The 18,233-nt window shown below is 39.8% G+C and carries 15 protein-coding genes and 1 pseudogene; 13 read left to right on the forward strand and 3 right to left on the reverse strand.

What is annotated here, in order from left to right:
• Nucleotides 1-83: 83 nt before the first annotated feature.
• The 13 genes from RMB03_RS03410 (at nt 84) to RMB03_RS03470 (ending at nt 14,367) form a co-directional block, all read left to right on the forward strand.
• Nucleotides 84-1,193 (forward strand): amidase, encoded by a 1,110-nt coding sequence (locus tag RMB03_RS03410; protein WP_311073892.1) that lies wholly within the window; start codon nt 84-86, stop codon nt 1,191-1,193.
• A gap of 36 nt (nt 1,194-1,229) precedes the next feature.
• Nucleotides 1,230-2,378, forward strand: a complete 1,149-nt coding sequence (locus tag RMB03_RS03415; protein WP_311073913.1) for an acyl-CoA dehydrogenase family protein — start codon at nt 1,230-1,232, stop codon at nt 2,376-2,378.
• Between the two features lie 28 nt (nt 2,379-2,406).
• Nucleotides 2,407-2,766 carry an IacB protein gene (locus RMB03_RS03420; protein WP_311073893.1) on the forward strand — a complete coding sequence of 120 codons (360 nt, stop codon included), beginning with the start codon at nt 2,407-2,409 and terminating at the stop codon, nt 2,764-2,766.
• Between the two features lie 10 nt (nt 2,767-2,776).
• Nucleotides 2,777-3,304, forward strand: a complete 528-nt coding sequence (locus RMB03_RS03425) for a nuclear transport factor 2 family protein (RefSeq protein WP_311073894.1) — start codon at nt 2,777-2,779, stop codon at nt 3,302-3,304.
• A gap of 29 nt (nt 3,305-3,333) precedes the next feature.
• Nucleotides 3,334-4,611: a Rieske 2Fe-2S domain-containing protein gene (locus tag RMB03_RS03430; protein WP_017388273.1), complete on the forward strand. Its 1,278-nt coding sequence runs from the start codon at nt 3,334-3,336 to the stop codon at nt 4,609-4,611.
• Between the two features lie 10 nt (nt 4,612-4,621).
• Nucleotides 4,622-5,107 carry an aromatic-ring-hydroxylating dioxygenase subunit beta gene (locus RMB03_RS03435; RefSeq protein WP_209733742.1) on the forward strand — a complete coding sequence of 162 codons (486 nt, stop codon included), beginning with the start codon at nt 4,622-4,624 and terminating at the stop codon, nt 5,105-5,107.
• 10 nt (nt 5,108-5,117) lie between these two features.
• Nucleotides 5,118-5,855, forward strand: coding sequence for an SDR family NAD(P)-dependent oxidoreductase (locus RMB03_RS03440; RefSeq protein WP_032053853.1), 738 nt, complete (start codon nt 5,118-5,120; stop codon nt 5,853-5,855).
• A gap of 35 nt (nt 5,856-5,890) precedes the next feature.
• Entirely contained in the window at nt 5,891-6,844 is a 954-nt protein-coding gene (locus RMB03_RS03445) for a PDR/VanB family oxidoreductase (protein ID WP_311073897.1), read from the forward strand.
• Between the two features lie 45 nt (nt 6,845-6,889).
• Nucleotides 6,890-7,846 (forward strand): p-hydroxyphenylacetate 3-hydroxylase reductase component, encoded by a 957-nt coding sequence (locus tag RMB03_RS03450; RefSeq protein WP_311073900.1) that lies wholly within the window; start codon nt 6,890-6,892, stop codon nt 7,844-7,846.
• Between the two features lie 197 nt (nt 7,847-8,043).
• Nucleotides 8,044-8,958 carry a transcriptional regulator FeaR gene (feaR, locus tag RMB03_RS03455; RefSeq protein WP_005046790.1) on the forward strand — a complete coding sequence of 305 codons (915 nt, stop codon included), beginning with the start codon at nt 8,044-8,046 and terminating at the stop codon, nt 8,956-8,958.
• A 210-nt stretch (nt 8,959-9,168) separates the two neighbouring features.
• The gene (gene tynA, locus RMB03_RS03460) at nt 9,169-11,484 is read left to right on the forward strand and encodes a primary-amine oxidase (protein ID WP_311073904.1); all 2,316 of its coding nucleotides are present in this window, start codon (nt 9,169-9,171) and stop codon (nt 11,482-11,484) included.
• 144 nt (nt 11,485-11,628) lie between these two features.
• Nucleotides 11,629-12,846, forward strand: coding sequence for a hypothetical protein (locus RMB03_RS03465; protein WP_311073915.1), 1,218 nt, complete (start codon nt 11,629-11,631; stop codon nt 12,844-12,846).
• Between the two features lie 33 nt (nt 12,847-12,879).
• Nucleotides 12,880-14,367: an NAD-dependent phenylacetaldehyde dehydrogenase gene (locus tag RMB03_RS03470; RefSeq protein ID WP_311073906.1), complete on the forward strand. Its 1,488-nt coding sequence runs from the start codon at nt 12,880-12,882 to the stop codon at nt 14,365-14,367.
• Nucleotides 14,368-14,436: 69 nt separating this feature from the next.
• Here the strand turns inward: RMB03_RS03470 and RMB03_RS03475 are convergent, their stop codons facing one another.
• From RMB03_RS03475 to RMB03_RS03485, 3 genes and pseudogenes are all read right to left on the reverse strand, one after another.
• Nucleotides 14,437-16,899, reverse strand: coding sequence for a penicillin acylase family protein (locus tag RMB03_RS03475; RefSeq protein WP_311073907.1), 2,463 nt, complete (start codon nt 16,897-16,899; stop codon nt 14,437-14,439).
• 260 nt (nt 16,900-17,159) lie between these two features.
• On the reverse strand, nt 17,160-17,939 hold the full coding sequence (pcaD, locus tag RMB03_RS03480) for a 3-oxoadipate enol-lactonase (RefSeq protein ID WP_205469133.1): 780 nt from the start codon (nt 17,937-17,939) through the stop codon (nt 17,160-17,162).
• Between the two features lie 10 nt (nt 17,940-17,949).
• Nucleotides 17,950-18,233 (reverse strand): annotated as a pseudogene (locus RMB03_RS03485) (acetyl-CoA C-acyltransferase); the annotation flags it as partial.

An 18,233-nucleotide genomic window follows, 5' to 3' on the forward strand; every position in this document is an offset into this window, starting at 1 on the left:
AGTACAAATTATAAAAAATACTTGACAATTCCATTAAATTTTCCCATATTTTAATCAATTGATAAAAATACATGGAAAAGTGAATGAATATTGTTAGCCAAAGCGTGCACAAAGGAAGTGGCAAGCTCAAGGTGATGGTCAAAGATACGATTGATATTCAGGGTCTAAAAACCATTGCTGGCAGTCGAGCTTTATTAGATGTTGAACCTGCTCAGGATGATGCTGAGGTCGTTAAAAACATCTTAAAAGCAGATTGTGAAATTATTGCGAAAACGAATTTGCACGAATTGGCTTTTGGCATTACTGGCATTAATCACGCTTTTGGTACACCCATTAATCCAAAATATCCTGAACTTATTCCTGGTGGCTCTTCAAGTGGTTCGGCTGCGGCTATTGCAGCAAAACAAGCTGACTTTACTTTAGGTACCGACACGGGTGGCTCTATTCGTATGCCAGCTGCGTGCTGTGGAGTTTTTGGTTTAAAACCGACTTTTGGTCGTGTAAGTCGAAAAGGCGTATATCCGCCGTCCAGTTCTTTAGATTGCGTTGGTCCTTTTGCAAATTCAGTCGAAATGATTGAAAAAGCCATGCAAATTATTGACCCAACTTTCAAGCCTATTGAATGTACTCAAGCACCAAAACTTGCTGTTTTAGATGTAAAAGCAGATGAGGTTATTTGGAATTGCATTCAACAAGCACTTCAAAAAGCGAATTTACAGTCCACTTTAGAAAAAGTTGAATATTTTGAAGCTGCTTATGACGCAGGCATGCAGATTATTAATTATGAAAACTGGCAAGCTTTTGGTGAGTTAACCAAAACAGGTTTAATTGGTACTGATGTAAATAATCGCCTGTTAAAAGCTGCTGAAACTACCTTAGAGCAAGTAAAACAAGCCGAAGTTGTGAAGCAGCAGCTGACTCAAGAACTTGATGCTTTATTAGAAAAATATGATGCATTGATCTTACCGACACTTCCGCAAATTCCACCAAAAGTTGCTGAAGCTGAAAATACAGTCGCTTTTCTGAATCTGACGGGTTTAGTACGACCATTTAATTTATCAGGACATCCCGCCATTTCAGTGCCACTTGAAACCAGCGAAGGTTTACCTGTGGGCTTACAGATCGTATCGAAGCATCAAAAAGATGAGCAATTATGCGCAATAGCTAAATTTTGTGTTGATGCAATGCAATAAATTACAAGGAGTTAGATGATGAATAAGTTATCTAAAATGGAGTTTGCTTCTCAAGACAAAGCAATTGACTTAGATACTTTGTGTCAAGAAATTCGTGAGCGTGCCTGTACAGGCGAATTCGATAATCAGGCTTATGTGAGCCAAGATATTATTGAAAAACTTAAACAGATTGGTGTTTACCGTGCATTAGTTCCTAAACGTTTTGGTGGTGAAGAACGGTCGCCGCGACAGTTTTGCGAATTGATCGAAACTTTATCTAAAGCTGACGGTTCAGTGGGTTGGGTGGCAAGTTTTGGTATGAGCCCTGCGTACTTAGGAAGTTTGCCTGAAGAAACGCTTAAAAAGTTGTACCAAAACGGGCCAGATGTGGTGTTTGCTGGAGGTATTTTTCCACCACAACCTGCTGAAATTACCGATGAAGGTGTAGTGGTTCGTGGACGTTGGAAATTTTCAAGCGGCTGTATGGGAGCTGACATTGTTGGGGTAGGAATTTCACCGCTTAAAAACAATGAAATGCAAGGTTTACCCCGTATGGCAGTGATGCCTGCAAAAAAAGCCAAAATTGAAATGACATGGGACACCGTTGGCCTAAAAGGTACGGGAAGCCACGATTTGGTAGTCGAAGATGTATTGGTCGAAAAGAAATGGACCTTTGTACGTGGCGAACCGTCAAAACTAAGTGAACCATTTTTTAAATATCCGTCACTCTCTTTAGCGACTCAAGTGTTAACGGTGGTGGGTATTGGTGTTGCAGCTGCTGCATTAGAAGAATTTGAAAAATTGGCACCCGGTAAAGCATCCATTACTGGTGGGTCAGAAATTGCAAACCGCCCAGTGACTCAATATGAGTTTGCTCAAGCTGATGCAGAGTTTCAGGCTGCAAAGTCTTGGTTTTATCAAACCATGGACACTGTTTGGAATGAAATTATTGCTGGACATGAGGCAACTGCGGAACAAATTAGCGATATGCGTCTGGCATGTACCCATGCAGCTCGAGTTTGCGCCAAAGTGACCCGAAAAATGCAAATGCTCGCGGGCATGACCGCGATCTATACCAACAATCCATTTAGCCGTTTTGTGAATGACACCAACGTGGTGACCCAGCATGCCTTTATGGGCGATGCAACATTACAAAATGCAGGTTCAATCAGTTTCGGGTTAAAGCCAACTCCAGGTTATTTATAAGTTTTTAATTTTAAAAAAGGATATTGAGATGGAAGCTAAAAAATCATTACGTGTTTTATTCTGCATGGGTATTAACCAAAACTTTTTTGATGCAGAACCTGCTGAAGCAAAAGTGGTTTGGGCAGCCTTTGGTGAAATGTGGAATGGCATTCATGACTTACCGGGAGTTCATGTTTTTGGAAATCTCGATGATGACCAAAGCATGGTTGGCCCAAGTGCAGGTTGGCCTTGGACAACATATTTGCTTGCAGATGTTCCGGATATTGAAACCGTACATGCCGCTTGTAACTTGTTTAGAACTACGGTGGTTGGCGAAGGTCCATACAAACTTTGGAAATATTGCAAAGTTGAAGCTCGTGTTGGGCGTGAATTGATTATCCAACGTTAAGGCGACGGCAATGACTGACAAAGTGAATATTGCAGAAATCATAGAGCGGCTAGAACAGTTAGAAGCGCACAACGCTATTCGTAACTGCCTGAACCGTTATATGGAAATCTGTGACGAGCTCAATGCAAATACAGATCTTGATGAACTCATGAATCTTTTTGATCAGGACTGCATTTGGGAAGGTATTGGCGAGAAATATGCCAAATCCTTTGGCCGTTATGATTCTTGGCAGTCGATTTACGACATGTTTAAAAGTTACACCCAAAAAGAGTCTCACTTTGTCATGAATGCACACTTTGTAAATTCAGAGCAAATTGATGTAAATCAAAACTATGCAAATGCTTCATGGCTTATGTTGCAAACTTCAACTTTTAAAGATGGCCGTAGTCATCTGAATGCAGCAAAGCTCAACGTGAAGTTTCAAAAGCAAGCAGATGGAACATGGAAGATTAAACATTTCCAGACACAGAATATTTTCAGTCGTCCCGTATCGCATTGGCACAGTGAAGCCGAATTGCCGGTACCTTCCCAGGAATGACCCAGGACATATTTAAAAGGACTATTGATATGAACAGTATTATCCCAACGCATAACATTGGCACTGATTACGAAACTTTAGTTAAAAGTGACCGTGCCCATACTTCTCTTTATAAAGATGAACGCATTTTTGATGAAGAAATGGAAAAAATCTTTTATAGCACTTGGGTGTGGGTTGCTCATGCCAGCGAAATTCCAGAAGGTGGAAGCTATAAAACCATTAACATCGGTAAACAACCTGTTGTTGCTGTACGTGACCGTAAAAAGAAAGTCCATGTACTTTTAAACCGTTGCCGTCACCGTGCAGCAACCGTATGCGAACATAAAAAAGGAAAAACCAATAGTTTTGTATGCCCATACCACGGTTGGAGTTATGCACTTGATGGTAGCTTACGCGGTGTGCCATCTCCAGAAAGCTACGGTGATTGTTTAGATAAATCTGAGTTACCGCTGGTGAGTCTACGTGTAGAAGAATATAACGGCATGATCTTCGCTTCATTTAAAGAAGACATTCAGCCGCTTGAAGAGTTCCTTGGACCTGCAAAAAAATGGATTGACCTGTTTATGAAACAAGGGGCGGGTTATCCAATTAAAGTGTTGGGTGAACACCGTTTCCGCTTCCCGGGTAACTGGAAAATCCAGCTTGAAAATACAACCGATGCATATCACTTCCCGTTGGTACACAAGTCATTCTTAAGTTCTGTAGATGAAAAAACTGAAGAACTCTTTAACTTCGAAAACCAGCCGGGTTTTGTTGAAGACTTAGGAAATGGTCACAGTGTGATGGTGATGATTCCTGAACTGGTTGATCTAGACGAAGAGCTCATGGAGCGACCAATTCAAGAACGTTTTGAAGACTTGGCTCAAGCTTTGCGCGACGAAGGTCATGAAGAGTTAGAAGTACGTCGTATTGTTCGTGCTGTCGGTGGTTCTGGCTTTAACTTAAATTTATTCCCGAATATTGCATGTTCAATGGCGTTCTTCCGCGTGTTGCAGCCAATTTCAGTTGCTGAAACAGAAATTCATCACTCGGTGATTACGATGGACGGCGGTCCACAAATTGCCAACCAATATCGCTTACGTTTGCATGAACATTTCCAAGGTCCATTTGGTTTTGGTACACCAGATGACTCTGAAGCTTGGGAACGCGTACAACACGGCGCCAATGCAGGCAATGATTTATGGATCATGTTGAACCGCGGTTTACCGGGTGAAGTCAAAACTGAAGATGGTTTAAAAAGTGATGTCAGTGCTGAAACAGGTATGCGCGCAGCCTATCAGCAGTGGAAAAAGATGATGACGGCTTAAGGAGAGAGCAATGAATATGAATCTGCAATTATTAAATGAAGTCACTGCTTTCATCTGGGCTGAAGCAGACATGTTAGACCACAGTGAATATCGTGAATGGCTCAATTTATGGAATGAAAAGGGTGTTTATATCATTCCGATTGACCCAAACCTAACTGACTACGAAAACAACTTAAATTATGCCTATGATGATAACCATATGCGCACTTTACGTGTAGAGCGTCTTGAAAATGGTGAAGCAATTTCAACTGCACCTAAGGCAAATACGGTACGCAGTGTTTCTCGTGTACGAGTGATTCAAGATCAGGATGATGAAATCGTTTTACGCTGTGCTCAAAACTTACGCGAGTTCCGTAAAGAAAACCTCAAGCATTACACCGCAGATATAACTTACCATTTGGTTCGTGATGCTGATACGGGGTTTAAAATTAATCGTAAAATCATTAATTTGGTTAACTCAACAGATACCTTGGCTGGTATTAGCTACATTCTTTAGGAGCGGTAACATGAAACAGGTTGTTTTAGTGACAGGTGCTGCTTCAGGACTCGGTAATGTTATTGCTGAATATTTTGCGAGCCAAGGCCATCAAGTAATTTTGTCAGCCAGTACGCTTGAAAAAGCCGAAAACGCTAAGGCACAAAGTCAATATGCACAAAATATGTTTCCCTTGAAATTAGATATTTCGGTCGAAGCAGATTTTCATGCTGCCGTGCAATGGATTGAAGAGAAATTTTCTAAACTTGATGTGTTGATTAACAATGCAACTGTCACCAAGGCAACTCCGGTATTAGAAATTACCGCAGCCGATTTTGATTGGGTGACTCAAGTCAACCAACGCGGCACTTTTCAGGCTTGCCAAATTATTGGTCAATATATGGCTAAGAAAGGCTATGGACGCATCATTAATATGGCGTCTTTAGCGGGGCAAAACGGTGGCACTGCAACGGGTGCACACTATGCGGCAACCAAAGGCGCGATTGTCACTTTAACCAAAATTTTTGCCAAAGAGTTTGCGGCAAAAGGGGTGACGGTCAATGCGGTTGCACCGGGACCGATGGAATCACCAATCGTTCATAGCGTGGTGCCAGACGAAAAAATGGAACAGTTCATCCAGAATATTCCTGTTAAAGCCTTAGGTAGTATGCATTTTATTGCTGAAACTTGTGGGTTGCTCGCGAGTCCAAATGCGGGGTTTGTGACTGGTGCAACATGGGATATTAACGGTGGTTTATTCATGCGTTAAGCCATGAGATTAACGCATGAAAAGGGAGTTGAATCATGACTACACTTTATGATGTTGTCGTTAAAAATCGCCATGTTGAAGGCGGAAATATTGCAGTCATGGAATTTGAATCTGCAACTTCTGCAACATTGCCAAAAGTTGAAGCTGGTGCGCATATTGATGTGCATTTACCAAATGGCATGGTGCGCCAATATTCACTTTGCCAAAATCCAAATGACGAAGGTAAGTTCCGCCTTGGAATTTTGCGTGACCCTGAATCACGTGGTGGCTCAGTCTCGGCTTTTGATGAAATTAAAGATGGCATGCAAATTCAGGTTAGTGAGCCAAAGAATTTATTTCCACTTTTAAAAGCCAAACACAGTGTATTGATTGGTGGTGGTATCGGGATTACGCCGTTAATCACAATGGCATATCAACTTGCCTCTGAAGGCACATCCTTTGAGCTTCACTACTGTGGTGCTAGCCCTGAAAACTGTGCTTTTGTTGATGAAATTAAAAATGGTGAGTTAGCAAAATACACAACCTTCCATTTTAAATCCGAAGGTGCAAGCCACAGAGCGTTTTTTAAATCTGCCATTAAAGATATTGATCTTGAAAGCCATATTTATACCTGCGGACCTGTCGGTTTTATGGACTGGGTGATTAACCTCGCCACGACTCACGACTTTCCTGAGCAGCAAATCCACAAAGAATATTTCCAAATTGAAACTGATACTTCTGGAGATTCATTTGAGGTGGTGGCTGAGCGTAGCGGAAAAATCATTATGGTTGAAGCTGGCGAAACCATTTTGCAGGCTTTAGCTAAAGAAGGCATCGACATTGAAATGTCTTGCGAGCAAGGCGTATGCGGAACCTGTATGTGTGATGTGATTGAAGGTGAACCTGATCATCGAGATGTTTATTTTACTGATGAAGAAAAAGCCAGCAATGAACAAATATTGGTGTGCTGTTCACGCTCTAAAACACCGAGATTAGTTTTAGATATCTAATGCTCTCGCGATTTATATGGATGTAAGAGAAGGTTTAGGAGAAAGATGATGAATGTATTACAACAAATAGATGAGTTTACGGTCGATCCACTACAGTTCCGACGGGCATTAGGAAATTTTGCAACAGGCGTTACCATTGTTACTGCACAAAATGCACAAGGGGAGAAAGTTGGGGTCACCGCAAATAGTTTTAACTCGGTGTCTCTCGACCCACCACTTATTTTGTGGAGTATTGATAAAAAATCTTCAAGCTTTTCGGTGTTTGAAGAAGCGACACATTTTGCCGTCAATATTTTATCGGGCACGCAAATTGAGCTGTCTAATAAGTTTTCTAGACGTAATATTGATAAATTTGCAGACACGAACTTTCAACTTGGTGCTGGACGCGCACCCATTTTAGAAAATTGTTCTGCGGTGTTTGAGTGTGAACGTTATCAAGTTATTGAAGGTGGTGACCACTGGATTATTGTTGGCAAGGTAGTCCGTTTTCATGACCAAGGTCGAAGCCCGCTGGTGTACCATCAAGGCGCATATTCTTGTGTAATGCCGCATCCAAGCCTTCAAGTTAAACAAACTGAAGAGAATGGCGTAGACCAAACACATTATGGGCACTTATATAATAATGTCTGCTATTTAATGAGTCGTGCTTTTAAAGCTTACCAGACTGACTATATTCCTAAGCAAATGGCTTCTGGTTTCCGTACCAGTGAATCACGGCTCTTGCTGGTTTTGGCAAGTGGTACTGCTTCAAGTAAAGAAGATTTACCGCGAGATATTGCTATGCCAATGCAAGAGGTTGAGAGGTCGGCCGAAATTTTAAAATTTGAAGGATTGCTGGTTGATCAGGATAATTTGTATGCATTGACCGAGAAAGGTAAACAAACGGCACAGTATTTATTTGATATTGCCGATAGCCACCAAAATGAAGTGTTTAAAAAATATTCTGAGGAACAAAAGGATATTTTTATTACCATGCTGCGAGACTTTGCAGGAGTAGCATAAGCCCCATTAAGCTGATAAATTGAATTGATTTATCAGCTTCTTTACATCTAGCTGACTATAATCAAAAGAATTCCAAGGATAAGGAATTTTTGGCACACAATTTGTTTATCAATAAAACATGATTGCAAATAAGCCAAGACAGTGAATTACAGCGAATGAAAATATTTCGCTGTGGCACGTGTATAGAGAGGTAAGGGATGAACCAATATGTAAGTGATGCATTGTTGAATTGGACACACCATATCAAGAATGTTTGCGGAAATTTTGAAACAGATTTTGACGGCACCCGTAATTTATTCATTGGGGAAGTTCAATGCTTTTTATTGGGCGATACCGAAATTGCGTTCATTAGAAATAATGCAAATAAGATTGTCCGAAAAGCCGATGAAATCGATCGAGTGAATAATCGTTTTTGTTTTTTGATTTTGCAGTATTCGGGAAAAATGCTGCTCGAGTATAAAAATGAAACGCTAAGCCTGAATGAAGGCGATATTGTGTTGGTCGATCCGGTCGAAACCATTTCGATGTACCCGCAAGGGTTAGTTAGCCAGATTTCAGTGCATTTGTCCCGTGAAAAATTACTTAAAGAAAATATTAGTACTGAATATTTTGGAAAACTGATTACTCAAAATATGAGTGGTTTTTTACTCAAGAATATTTTGAAAAACATGTCTGCTGAAAATATTAAACTCTGGTATGCAACCGAAGATGGTAATGCTTTTGAAGATGCACTGATTGCCTTAATCAAACCCACAATTAATTATAAAAATATTAATAGCTCAAATAATCTGATGGAAAAAGCCGAGCGATATATTATAGAAAACTTAGCAAAACCGGATTTAACACCTAAATTAATTGCAGAACATATAGGGGTATCGCTACGTCATCTCTATCGTCTGTTTCTTCAAGAAAATCTATCTATTAACAAATATATACAGCTCAAACGCTTAGAAAAAGTCAAAGCAGATTTACTTGATAAAAGAAATAAACAAAGCTCGATTACCCAAATTGCTTTGAAATGGGGCTTTTGGGATGGCGCGCATTTTTCAAAAATCTTTAAGAAGACTTATGGTATTTCTCCTAAAGAATTTAGAGAGGGTGTGTCGGCTTAAACCTTTCATCTTTTGATGTCATTTTTAGACAAGTTCTGGGTCATTCCTGAACAAGCTAGCCCTATGTAACTGTGTTGAAATTAAATTCATTAGAGCAGGTTAGATAAGCTTAATAACTATAGAACTATTAAGTTGGTCTAATGAATTTCACTCACAGGGAAGTGCATTTTTAACTGTCTGATTCAGATAGTTCAGGGATAGATGAAAAGGATGAAACCAATGCGTAAACAACGATTATTGAATGACATACAAAAAATATTGGCACTTAACTTATCAATAGCTGCTAGCTTTTGGGGATTAAATACTCAAGCTTATGCTCATGGTGGAAATGCCGAAATGGTGTCACTTTATCAAAACATGAGTGAGCAAGGCGCTAAAGTTGTTAAAGACGATTTTACCAATACTTATATGATCACCAAAGGCTCTATGGTAGTTCGAGCTAAACCTAATTCAGATCAGGTTTTGGTGAATGGCAAACCTTTCAAGCTCAGTGTGCCTTTACTAATTAAAGATGGTAAACCTGTTATTGGAAAAGACTTTTTTAATGAAGTATTCCAGTCTGGTTTAGATCAAACTTTTAAAATTGAAAATACGTTTCATCCGCTCAATAGCTTAAATTCTGACGAAATTAAAAAGACATTTGATGTTATTAACAGCTCGAAATACGCCTATAAAAATATGCGTTTTGCCGAGTTAAAGTTAAAAGAACCAGAAAAAGCTAAAGTTTGGGATTATTTTATTAATCACAAAGAATTTAAAGAAGATCGTATTGCCTCATTTATTTTGTTAAAGGGGAGTCAAGCGTTTGAAGGTGAAGTTAACCTTAACACTCAACAAGTCACAAAATGGAATGTACTTAAAGACACTCATGGAATGGTGCTGCTCGATAATTTTGAGGCCGTACAACGCGTAATTGAGACAAGTAAAGAATATCAGGAAGCTTTACGCAAACGCGGCATCACAGATGTGAAGAAAGTGATTGCTACGCCACTGACCGTTGGATATTTTGGTGGTAAAGATGGTCTGGATAAACAACTCAATATATTAAAAGTTGTCGCTTATCTAGACACAGGAGATGGTAACTATTGGGCGCATCCTATTGAGAATCTAGTTGCTGTAGTTGATTTAGATAAAGAAAAAATTATTAAGATTGAAGAAGGCGCGATCATTCCTGTGCCAATGGCAAATCGACCTTATATGTCGAATAAGCCAGTAGCAAGCAAGCTAAAACCACTCAATATTACTGAACCAGAGGGTAAGAACTTTAACATTACTGGCCAAACCATACATTGGGGGAACTGGTGTTTGCATGTGGCCTTAGACTCTCGTGTTGGCCTACAACTTTCTACAGTGACTTATAAAGACAAAGGCGTAAAGCGGAAAGTTATGTATGAAGGGAACTTGGGTGGAATGGTAGTTCCATATGGTGACCCTGATATCGGTTGGTACTTCAAATCTTATTTGGACTCTGGCGAATATGGTATGGGTACACTTACCTCATCTATTCTTCCGGGAACAGATGCACCCGACAATGCTGTTTTACTTGATGCTGTGATTGCAGACTATAAAGGCCAGCCACAAGTAATTCCAAATGCCATTGCTGTGTTTGAACGTTATGCTGGACCTGAATATAAACATCATGAAATTTTTGGTAACCAAGATGCCAGTGAAGCACGCCGTGAACTGGTGGTGCGCTGGATTAGTACAGTGGGTAACTACGACTACATGTTTGATTGGGTATTTGCCCAAAACGGTGTGATTGGGATTAATGCGGGTGCTACAGGTATTGAAGCTGTGAAAGGCGTTAAATCACGGACTATGCATGACAGTACCGCCAAAGAAGACACTAAATATGGAACTTTAATTGACCATAATATTGTGGGTACAACACATCAACACATCTATAACTTCCGCTTAGATATGGATGTAGATGGAGAAAATAATAGCTTTATGCATATGGACCCTGTGGTGAAAGCCAATGACAAAGGTGGTGTCCGTACAAGCTCAATGCAAATTGATAGTAAAGTCATTACGAATGAGCAAAATGCGGCTGAAAAATTTGATCCATCCACTATTCGCTTACTCACGAATTTCAACAAGGAAAATAAATTAGGTAATCCAGTTTCTTACCAATTGATTCCATTTGCAGGTGGAACACACCCTGTGGCAAAAGGTGCCAATTTTTCTAAAGATGAATGGTTGTTTAAACGTTTGAATTTTATGGATAAGCAAATTTGGGTGACTCAATACAATCCAGACGAACGCTACCCTGAAGGTAAATATTCAAACCGCTCCACTCATGACACTGGGTTAGGACAATTCATTGGCAACAATGAGAATATTGAAAATAAAGACCTTGTGGTGTGGATGACAACAGGCACAACGCATGTGGCACGTGCTGAAGAGTGGCCAATCATGCCGACAGAATGGGTGAATACGCTCATCAAACCTTGGAACTTCTTTGACAACACACCGACTTTAAACTTGGGTGAAGACGAGCAAAACACGCAGCACGACCATCATTAAACAGGTACATGATCTAGGGTGGGTAACGAATAGGTTACCCGCACCTGAGCACGGTTAGACCGTTCGCAAAAAAGGAATTTCTCAATGAAAAATTTATTTTCTCAGGTTGTGAGAGGGACTCTCTTTGTCTCATTTTTTTCAACTGTGCATGCTGGTGAGCTTGAACTTAAACCGACTTTTGAAGCAACTTTTGGGGCTTTTAGTAGCGGTAAAAGCTATAACGGTGAAAACCTAGAGGATGAAAGAATCAATTGGCAAGAAGGCCATCTTAAATATGGTGCGAAAGGACAATACACCTTTAAAAACAATCAGCTCTATGCAAGTTTGAGCGGTATAAGCTCGGCAACATTTGGCGATGGCGACGCAGGCCAAAATAGTAATGGCAAAGAACGTAAAACAGATGTGAATGAATGGATCATTGGCTTTAAAGATGGTACCAATAAAGATGAGTTGACTACCTATGATTTAAGTATTGGTCGACAAAATATCATGATTGGTGATGGTTTTTTCATTGCTGGTGATGCATTAAATCTCGGTAAAGCCCCTGCGGATGGAACATTAGATCGAGGCGGAGCATATTATCTGGCAGCACGACGCAGCTTTGATTTTACCAGTCTGCTTCAATACAAACCGCAAGAGAATACAACGCTAAAACTGGCTTATTTAAAATCGAATAATAAAGCACAATTTTCATCTGAACTCTTTGTAACTGATCTGATGTATCAACTTAAAGATAAGGGCGTTGGGTTTACTTACTTAAATGTATTAGACCTTGAAGATGCTGAACAAGTTTCAGGACGAGAAGACCTTAAAAATTATGCTTTGCGTTTGAATTATCAACCTTTACCTGAGTTACAAGTTAAGTCTGAGTTTGTTATTCAAGATAAAAAAGATAGTCAAGAAAATGCAGGTTACGTAGGGCTGAACTATAACTTTTTATCTTCAAAATATACGCCCTCATTAGGTTACCGTTTTAGCCATTTTTCAGACCAATACGATCCCATGTTTTATGGAAATACGGTCGGTTTTGGCACGTGGTTTCAGGGAGAAGTTGCCGGAAATTATGCTGGCCCATTTAATAAAAATGCAGATATCCATCAAGTCTCTTACAGTATGAATCTAAAAGAAAATTTCATGTTAGGTGCTTTGGCCTATAAGTTCAAAACAGTAAATAAGTCTTTAAGTAATGTGGATGGACATGAGCTGGATGTGTTCTCGGTTTGGTCCGTCAATAAAAAACTTAACGTTATTCCGTTGGTTGGACTCTATAAGCCTAAACAGGATATCCAGAGTGGCGGCACTCAAAACTACGATGACAAAACCAATGTGTATGCGCAGTTGATTCTGCAATACATCTATTAATAGATCCTTTTAAATGAATTGAGAGAAATAAAAATGAGTGAAGTACAGATTTTAGCAAGCGTACAGCAATTTATGGCGCGTCAACATGGACATTTTATTGATGGAAAATTAGTTGCTGCTGAGCATTTAGATAAAGTAGATATTGTAAATCCATCGACTGAACAAGTGGTTGCTCAAGTTAGTATTGGTAGTCAACACGATGTCGAAAGTGCCGTGAAAAGTGCTGAACATGCTTTTCAAAATGCTTGGGCCGAAACTACGCCGTATGAACGTGGTGTTAAACTAAACAAGTTAGCAGATTTAATTGAGCAATATGGTGAAGAACTTGCTCAGCTCGAGACTTTATCTACTGGAAAACTTATCAATATTTCCCGCCATCTTGAAGTGGCACAATCTGTTATTTTCTTAAGATATTTTGCTGGTTGGGCAACCAAAATTAATGGCCAAACCATGCAACCTTCTATTCCATCAATGCAAGGTGAAAAATATACGGCCTTTACTTTAAGACAACCGATTGGTGTGGTCGCAGGTATCGTGCCTTGGAATTTTTCACTCATGATCGGTGTTTGGAAAATTGGTTCAGCTTTAACAACTGGCTGTACCATTGTGCTTAAGCCAAGTGAGTTTGCCAGCTTATCTTTATTACGGTTAGCCGAACTTGCCATTGAGGCAGGTATTCCAGCTGGTGTGATTAATGTGGTTACGGGTAAAGGCGATACAGGACAATATTTAATTGAATCGCCACTCGTTAAGAAAGTCTCATTTACAGGTTCAGTACCAACGGGCATTGCCATTGGTAAGCTCGCGATGAGCAGTGATTTAACCCGTGTCAGTCTAGAGTTGGGTGGTAAAAATGCCATAGCCGTTTTGGCTGATGCAAATATCGATGAGATTTTACCAACTTTGTTGCAAGCAACTTTTGTGCATCAAGGTCAAGTTTGCGCATCTCCAGAGCGTTTTTTTGTACATCACACAAAATATGATGAATTAGTCGAAAAGCTATCCAAAGCACTCTCTGGTTTCAAAATTGGATCGGCTATGGATGAAGGAAGTATGTTTGGCCCACTGTCTAATCAGCCACATTTTCATAAAGTGAAACATTATTTAGATATGGCAAAAGCCAACAACCAGATTATTGCAGGTGGTGAGGTTTTAGATCAGACAGGATATTTTGTACAGCCGACTTTGATTTCCTTCAAAAATACGGATGATCCATTATTTTCAGAAGAGACGTTTGGTCCAGTGGTCGGGTTAATGCCGTTTGAAACTGATGAAGAACTTATTCAGCTCATGAATCAATCACGCTTTGGTTTAACTGCAAGTATTTGGACAAATGATCTATCTAAAGCTTTGCGTTTAATTCCTAAGATTGAAGCAGGGACCTTGTGGGTCAATATGCATACATTCTTAGATCCATCAGTTCCATTTGGCGGCGTGAAAGCTTCAGGAATTGGCAGAGAGTTTTCAGATGCATTTATTGAAGATTACACTGAATTAAAATCGGTCATGATTCGGTATTAAGCTAATAAAGAGGTTTGTCATTTTATAAATAACAAACCTCTATCTTTAAAAAATAAGTTGGGCAAAAAATTAATAGTTTAAAGTTATGCTTTGTTGAGTTGATTGGTCGATTTTCTTTTGGCTAACGGCATCCTCTTTACATTTATAACTCTCAAATAAAGGGAGCTGATCAGCAAAGTGAGCATCAGGTTTTCCATTTTGATTGATAAAGCCACTTTGTCCTGGAGCTAAAATTGAGCACATAGTGACTTGATTTGGATTTAAAACCACTCTGAAGGTAGCACTTCCCGTATTTCCATAAGTGCTGAGCTGTTGTTGATGTGATGGGTCAGCCCATGGAATACCTACTGAATTTTTGCTAGAAAAGCCCATCGTTGCTACCGGAATTTTCCAATCATTCGGGTCGGTAGAGTGATATTGTTTTGAAAGTTCATTAAGCGCGTTTTCTAAAGCTTTTAACACAACGTCATCTGGTGTTTGTCCTTTTAAGAAATCAACATGTTGAGGAACGCTTGCTTGTTTTCCTTGCAGGGCATTCCAAATTAATTTCGATGCACTTGCAGGTTGTGCGCTTCGTAGATCATTATTTACCGGATAAAGCGTATCGGTATAACGCTTATAAATATTCTCTGAAAGGTTAGGTTTGAGTACCAGTTCAATCATTTGATTGAGCCATACACGTGTAATTGCTGGTGCTGCACCTTGATAATATTTTGCTTCGCTATCTGGACGTAATTTAAGGTCCCAATTGGCAAGTAAAGGAGCTATTTTTTTTGCTAATGGAGAAGCTTTAGGACTCTGTGCAGCTTGAATCATATAAGGTATAAAATAGCGGGCATTTAAATCAGACCATGCTGCCGTTTTATTAATTTCCCAAATTTCTTGCTGACTCAGTTTAGGTTTACTTTCTAGAGGTTCAAGCAGTTCATTGACCCGATCCACATAAGAAAAGTTTGATGAATCTGAGCGTAAGCCAGCATATACCTTATTATTCCAGCTTGTAACATATCCTTTTTGCGGATTGTATTCTTTAGGGTTATGTGAGAAGTCATAAAAACCTTGCCACTCCATTGAACCATCGCCTTTAGCAGGAAGCTGAATATGCTGGTTTTCAGGGCGAATAGGTAAGCGGCCTAAAGCAGCAACACCAATATTATCTTTAGTATCGGCGTAGAACCAAGTTATAGATGCAGCGACACGTTTGGCTTGATTAAGAAACTCATCCCAATTAGAGGCCTTCGCCGCATTTGCCCATCCTAATAAGGTTTCAATTTCAACGCCTTCCCAGCTACGTTTTTGTGCATACGCCGTATGGTTATTTTCATCCCATGTACTTACAAAACCTTGTTTGCTCTTATAAACATCTAAAACATGGTCAGCTTGATTCTTAACTTTTATTTTTATTTGTTTGTGCTCGAATGGAATATAAGTCCCTTTATATAAATATTCTTTTGAATTGCTCGGATTTAAAGTGAGTTGGTAAATATCGTTAGTATCGAGCGAACCAACGGTAGAGCCCCATGCTATTTTTCCATTGGTTCCAAATAAAATTGCAGGTAATCCAACGGGAGTAATGCCAGTCAAATTATAGCCAGCACCATGTAAACCAATGCTATAGGTGATTGCTGGTGTATACCATCCTTGTTGGGGGCCATTATATAAAACTGCTTGACCTTCAATAGTCTTATCGCCTTTTAAAACCCAAGCATTACTTGCAGTCGGTACACCATCTACCACACTTTTACCTAAAGCAATGCGAGCTTGGGCTAAATAGGTTTTTGCTGCCTTATTCGAGATGGGGCTAATGTCTTTAATTATTTGCTGTTGGCGCGCTACTAGCTGTGGTTTTTGTGCAGATTGAATAATGGTCGGAGCGCTTGGATCATCTAGCCAGCGTAATTGTTGATAGATTTTAAGACCTTCTTCTTGGCCTTTTTCTTTTTGTAGTTGTGTGAGTAAATCTAAATTTGAGACTTCAGAACTTGCCGAAAAGAAGCGATTTAAAATTAAGCCCACCCAAACCATAGCAATATCTTCTGTTTGCCACGTAGAGGGCTTAAAACCATGATCTGTGAACTCTTTAGGCATAAGAGCTGGGTCTGCTAAAACTTCTTTAACCCGTTTATTAAAACCTGCGGCATAACCTTCAAAAATTGCTCGGTCTTCCGGTGAGAGCGCAGCAAGTTGCTGTTTAATATTTTCTGGGTCAAAACGGCTATGTGTAGCAATATCAAATTGAAGATAGTCGGGTCCGAGCACCTCAGCAACAGTACCTCGTCCTGTACGTTTTGACATTTCCATCTGGAATAATCGATCGGTCGCTACCGAATATCCATAACCGTAGAAAAGTCCATAGGTATCATTTGCATATACATGGGGCGTACCAAAGTTATCGCGCTTAATCGTGATCTGCTTTTGTGTAGGCGTTGGGTCTAAACTTGACGAAGAATTACAACCCGCTAAAAGCGCACCTAAAAGTAATGTTCCATATTTAATTAAAGGACGTGTAGGGTAAAGCTGTGAGTTCAGCATAGGTATGTTCAATTTAGATATCCTTACTTTCATTGTGATGAAGAAGTGAACGATTTAAGAATTTTCTTAGATTCACTTCACTGATGAACAAGCCCTGTTCATGAATTTAAAATACTGTTATTTATCCATGTAATTTTCCATTACATTTGAGGTATATATTTATACCTTCTAGAACAAGTTATTTAGATTTTTATTTTGAGTTAATAAAAAAAGGCCATATTTGGCCTTTTTAGAAGAGAATGAATTTTATAAAAACTAAATTAGCTCACTAAAAAATCTTTTAAGATTTTATTAAAAGCTTCGGGCTGTTCTACATTGGAAATATGAGAGGCATCTATTTCTGCAAGTTTTGATTGCGGAATGCGTTGCTGCATAAATTCACCATCTGCAACAGTCGTTACAGGGTCTTGAGTTCCAGCAATCACTAATACTAGAACTTTGATGTCTTTTAACTGCTCACGGACATCCGCTTTAGCCAAAGCCTCACAACAATTGGCATAACCTATTGCGCTGCCAGCACTTAAGTCGTTACACAGGTTGTTGACAATTGAAGCGTGACTTTGGATAAAGGGATCTGTAAACCATCGCGAAGCTGCTGTGGCTGCGATCGGTTGTAAACCTTGCTCACGTACTAATTTTGCACGGTCAAGCCATGCCTGTTCTTGCCCAATTTTAGCAGCAGTATTTGCTACAACCACATGACTAAAACGGTCAGGGTAGTGAATTGCAAGCCATTGACCCGTTAAACCGCCCATAGAAATTCCACAAAAAGCAGCTTTGCTAATATTCAGATGGTCGAGTAAACGGACAACATCTTGACCTAATTGCTCTACAGTGTATGGGCCGTTAGGCGTAGATGATGAACCGTGACCACGTGTGTCATAGCAGATCACAAAAAATTGATCTTTTAACTCATTAAACTGTTTTTGCCACATGCCATAGTTGGTGCCCAAAGAATTGGAAAACACTAAAGCAGGGGAAGAAGGTTCGCCAAAAGTTTGATAGTTAATTTGTGCATCGGCAGATTGAAAAGATGGCATTTGTTTCTCCTTAAAGTGCTTCAACACGTTCAATAATCAAAGCAATCCCTTGGCCCACACCAATACACATTGAACATAAGGCATAACGTCCACCTGTTTGTTCAAGCTGGTTTAAAGCTGTGGTCACAAGACGTGCGCCTGAGGCACCTAACGGATGACCCAATGCAATTGCACCACCGTTTGGATTGACCTTGTCAGAATCATCTGGCAAACCTAAATCACGGGTCACTGCCAAAGCCTGTGCAGCAAAAGCTTCATTCAACTCAATCACATCCATCTGCTCTAAAGTCAGGT

Source organism: Acinetobacter sp. V91_7 (assembly GCF_031799075.1).
GTDB lineage: Bacteria > Pseudomonadota > Gammaproteobacteria > Pseudomonadales > Moraxellaceae > Acinetobacter > Acinetobacter calcoaceticus.

What these genes read in the sequence shown, in the direction of transcription:
- RMB03_RS03425 (WP_311073894.1), top strand. Translation starts at nt 2,777, where the DNA reads ATGACTGACAAAGTGAATATTGCAGAAATCATAGAGCGGCTAGAACAG.
- RMB03_RS03420 (WP_311073893.1), top strand. Translation starts at nt 2,407, where the DNA reads ATGGAAGCTAAAAAATCATTACGTGTTTTATTCTGCATGGGTATTAAC.
- RMB03_RS03445 (WP_311073897.1), top strand. Translation starts at nt 5,891, where the DNA reads ATGACTACACTTTATGATGTTGTCGTTAAAAATCGCCATGTTGAAGGC.
- RMB03_RS03435 (WP_209733742.1), top strand. Translation starts at nt 4,622, where the DNA reads ATGAATATGAATCTGCAATTATTAAATGAAGTCACTGCTTTCATCTGG.
- RMB03_RS03470 (WP_311073906.1), top strand. Translation starts at nt 12,880, where the DNA reads ATGAGTGAAGTACAGATTTTAGCAAGCGTACAGCAATTTATGGCGCGT.
- tynA (WP_311073904.1), top strand. Translation starts at nt 9,169, where the DNA reads ATGAAACCAATGCGTAAACAACGATTATTGAATGACATACAAAAAATA.
- RMB03_RS03410 (WP_311073892.1), top strand. Translation starts at nt 84, where the DNA reads ATGAATATTGTTAGCCAAAGCGTGCACAAAGGAAGTGGCAAGCTCAAG.
- RMB03_RS03475 (WP_311073907.1), bottom strand. Translation starts at nt 16,899, where the DNA reads ATGCTGAACTCACAGCTTTACCCTACACGTCCTTTAATTAAATATGGA.
- pcaD (WP_205469133.1), bottom strand. Translation starts at nt 17,939, where the DNA reads ATGCCATCTTTTCAATCTGCCGATGCACAAATTAACTATCAAACTTTT.
- feaR (WP_005046790.1), top strand. Translation starts at nt 8,044, where the DNA reads ATGAACCAATATGTAAGTGATGCATTGTTGAATTGGACACACCATATC.
- RMB03_RS03440 (WP_032053853.1), top strand. Translation starts at nt 5,118, where the DNA reads ATGAAACAGGTTGTTTTAGTGACAGGTGCTGCTTCAGGACTCGGTAAT.
- RMB03_RS03415 (WP_311073913.1), top strand. Translation starts at nt 1,230, where the DNA reads ATGGAGTTTGCTTCTCAAGACAAAGCAATTGACTTAGATACTTTGTGT.
- RMB03_RS03450 (WP_311073900.1), top strand. Translation starts at nt 6,890, where the DNA reads ATGATGAATGTATTACAACAAATAGATGAGTTTACGGTCGATCCACTA.
- RMB03_RS03430 (WP_017388273.1), top strand. Translation starts at nt 3,334, where the DNA reads ATGAACAGTATTATCCCAACGCATAACATTGGCACTGATTACGAAACT.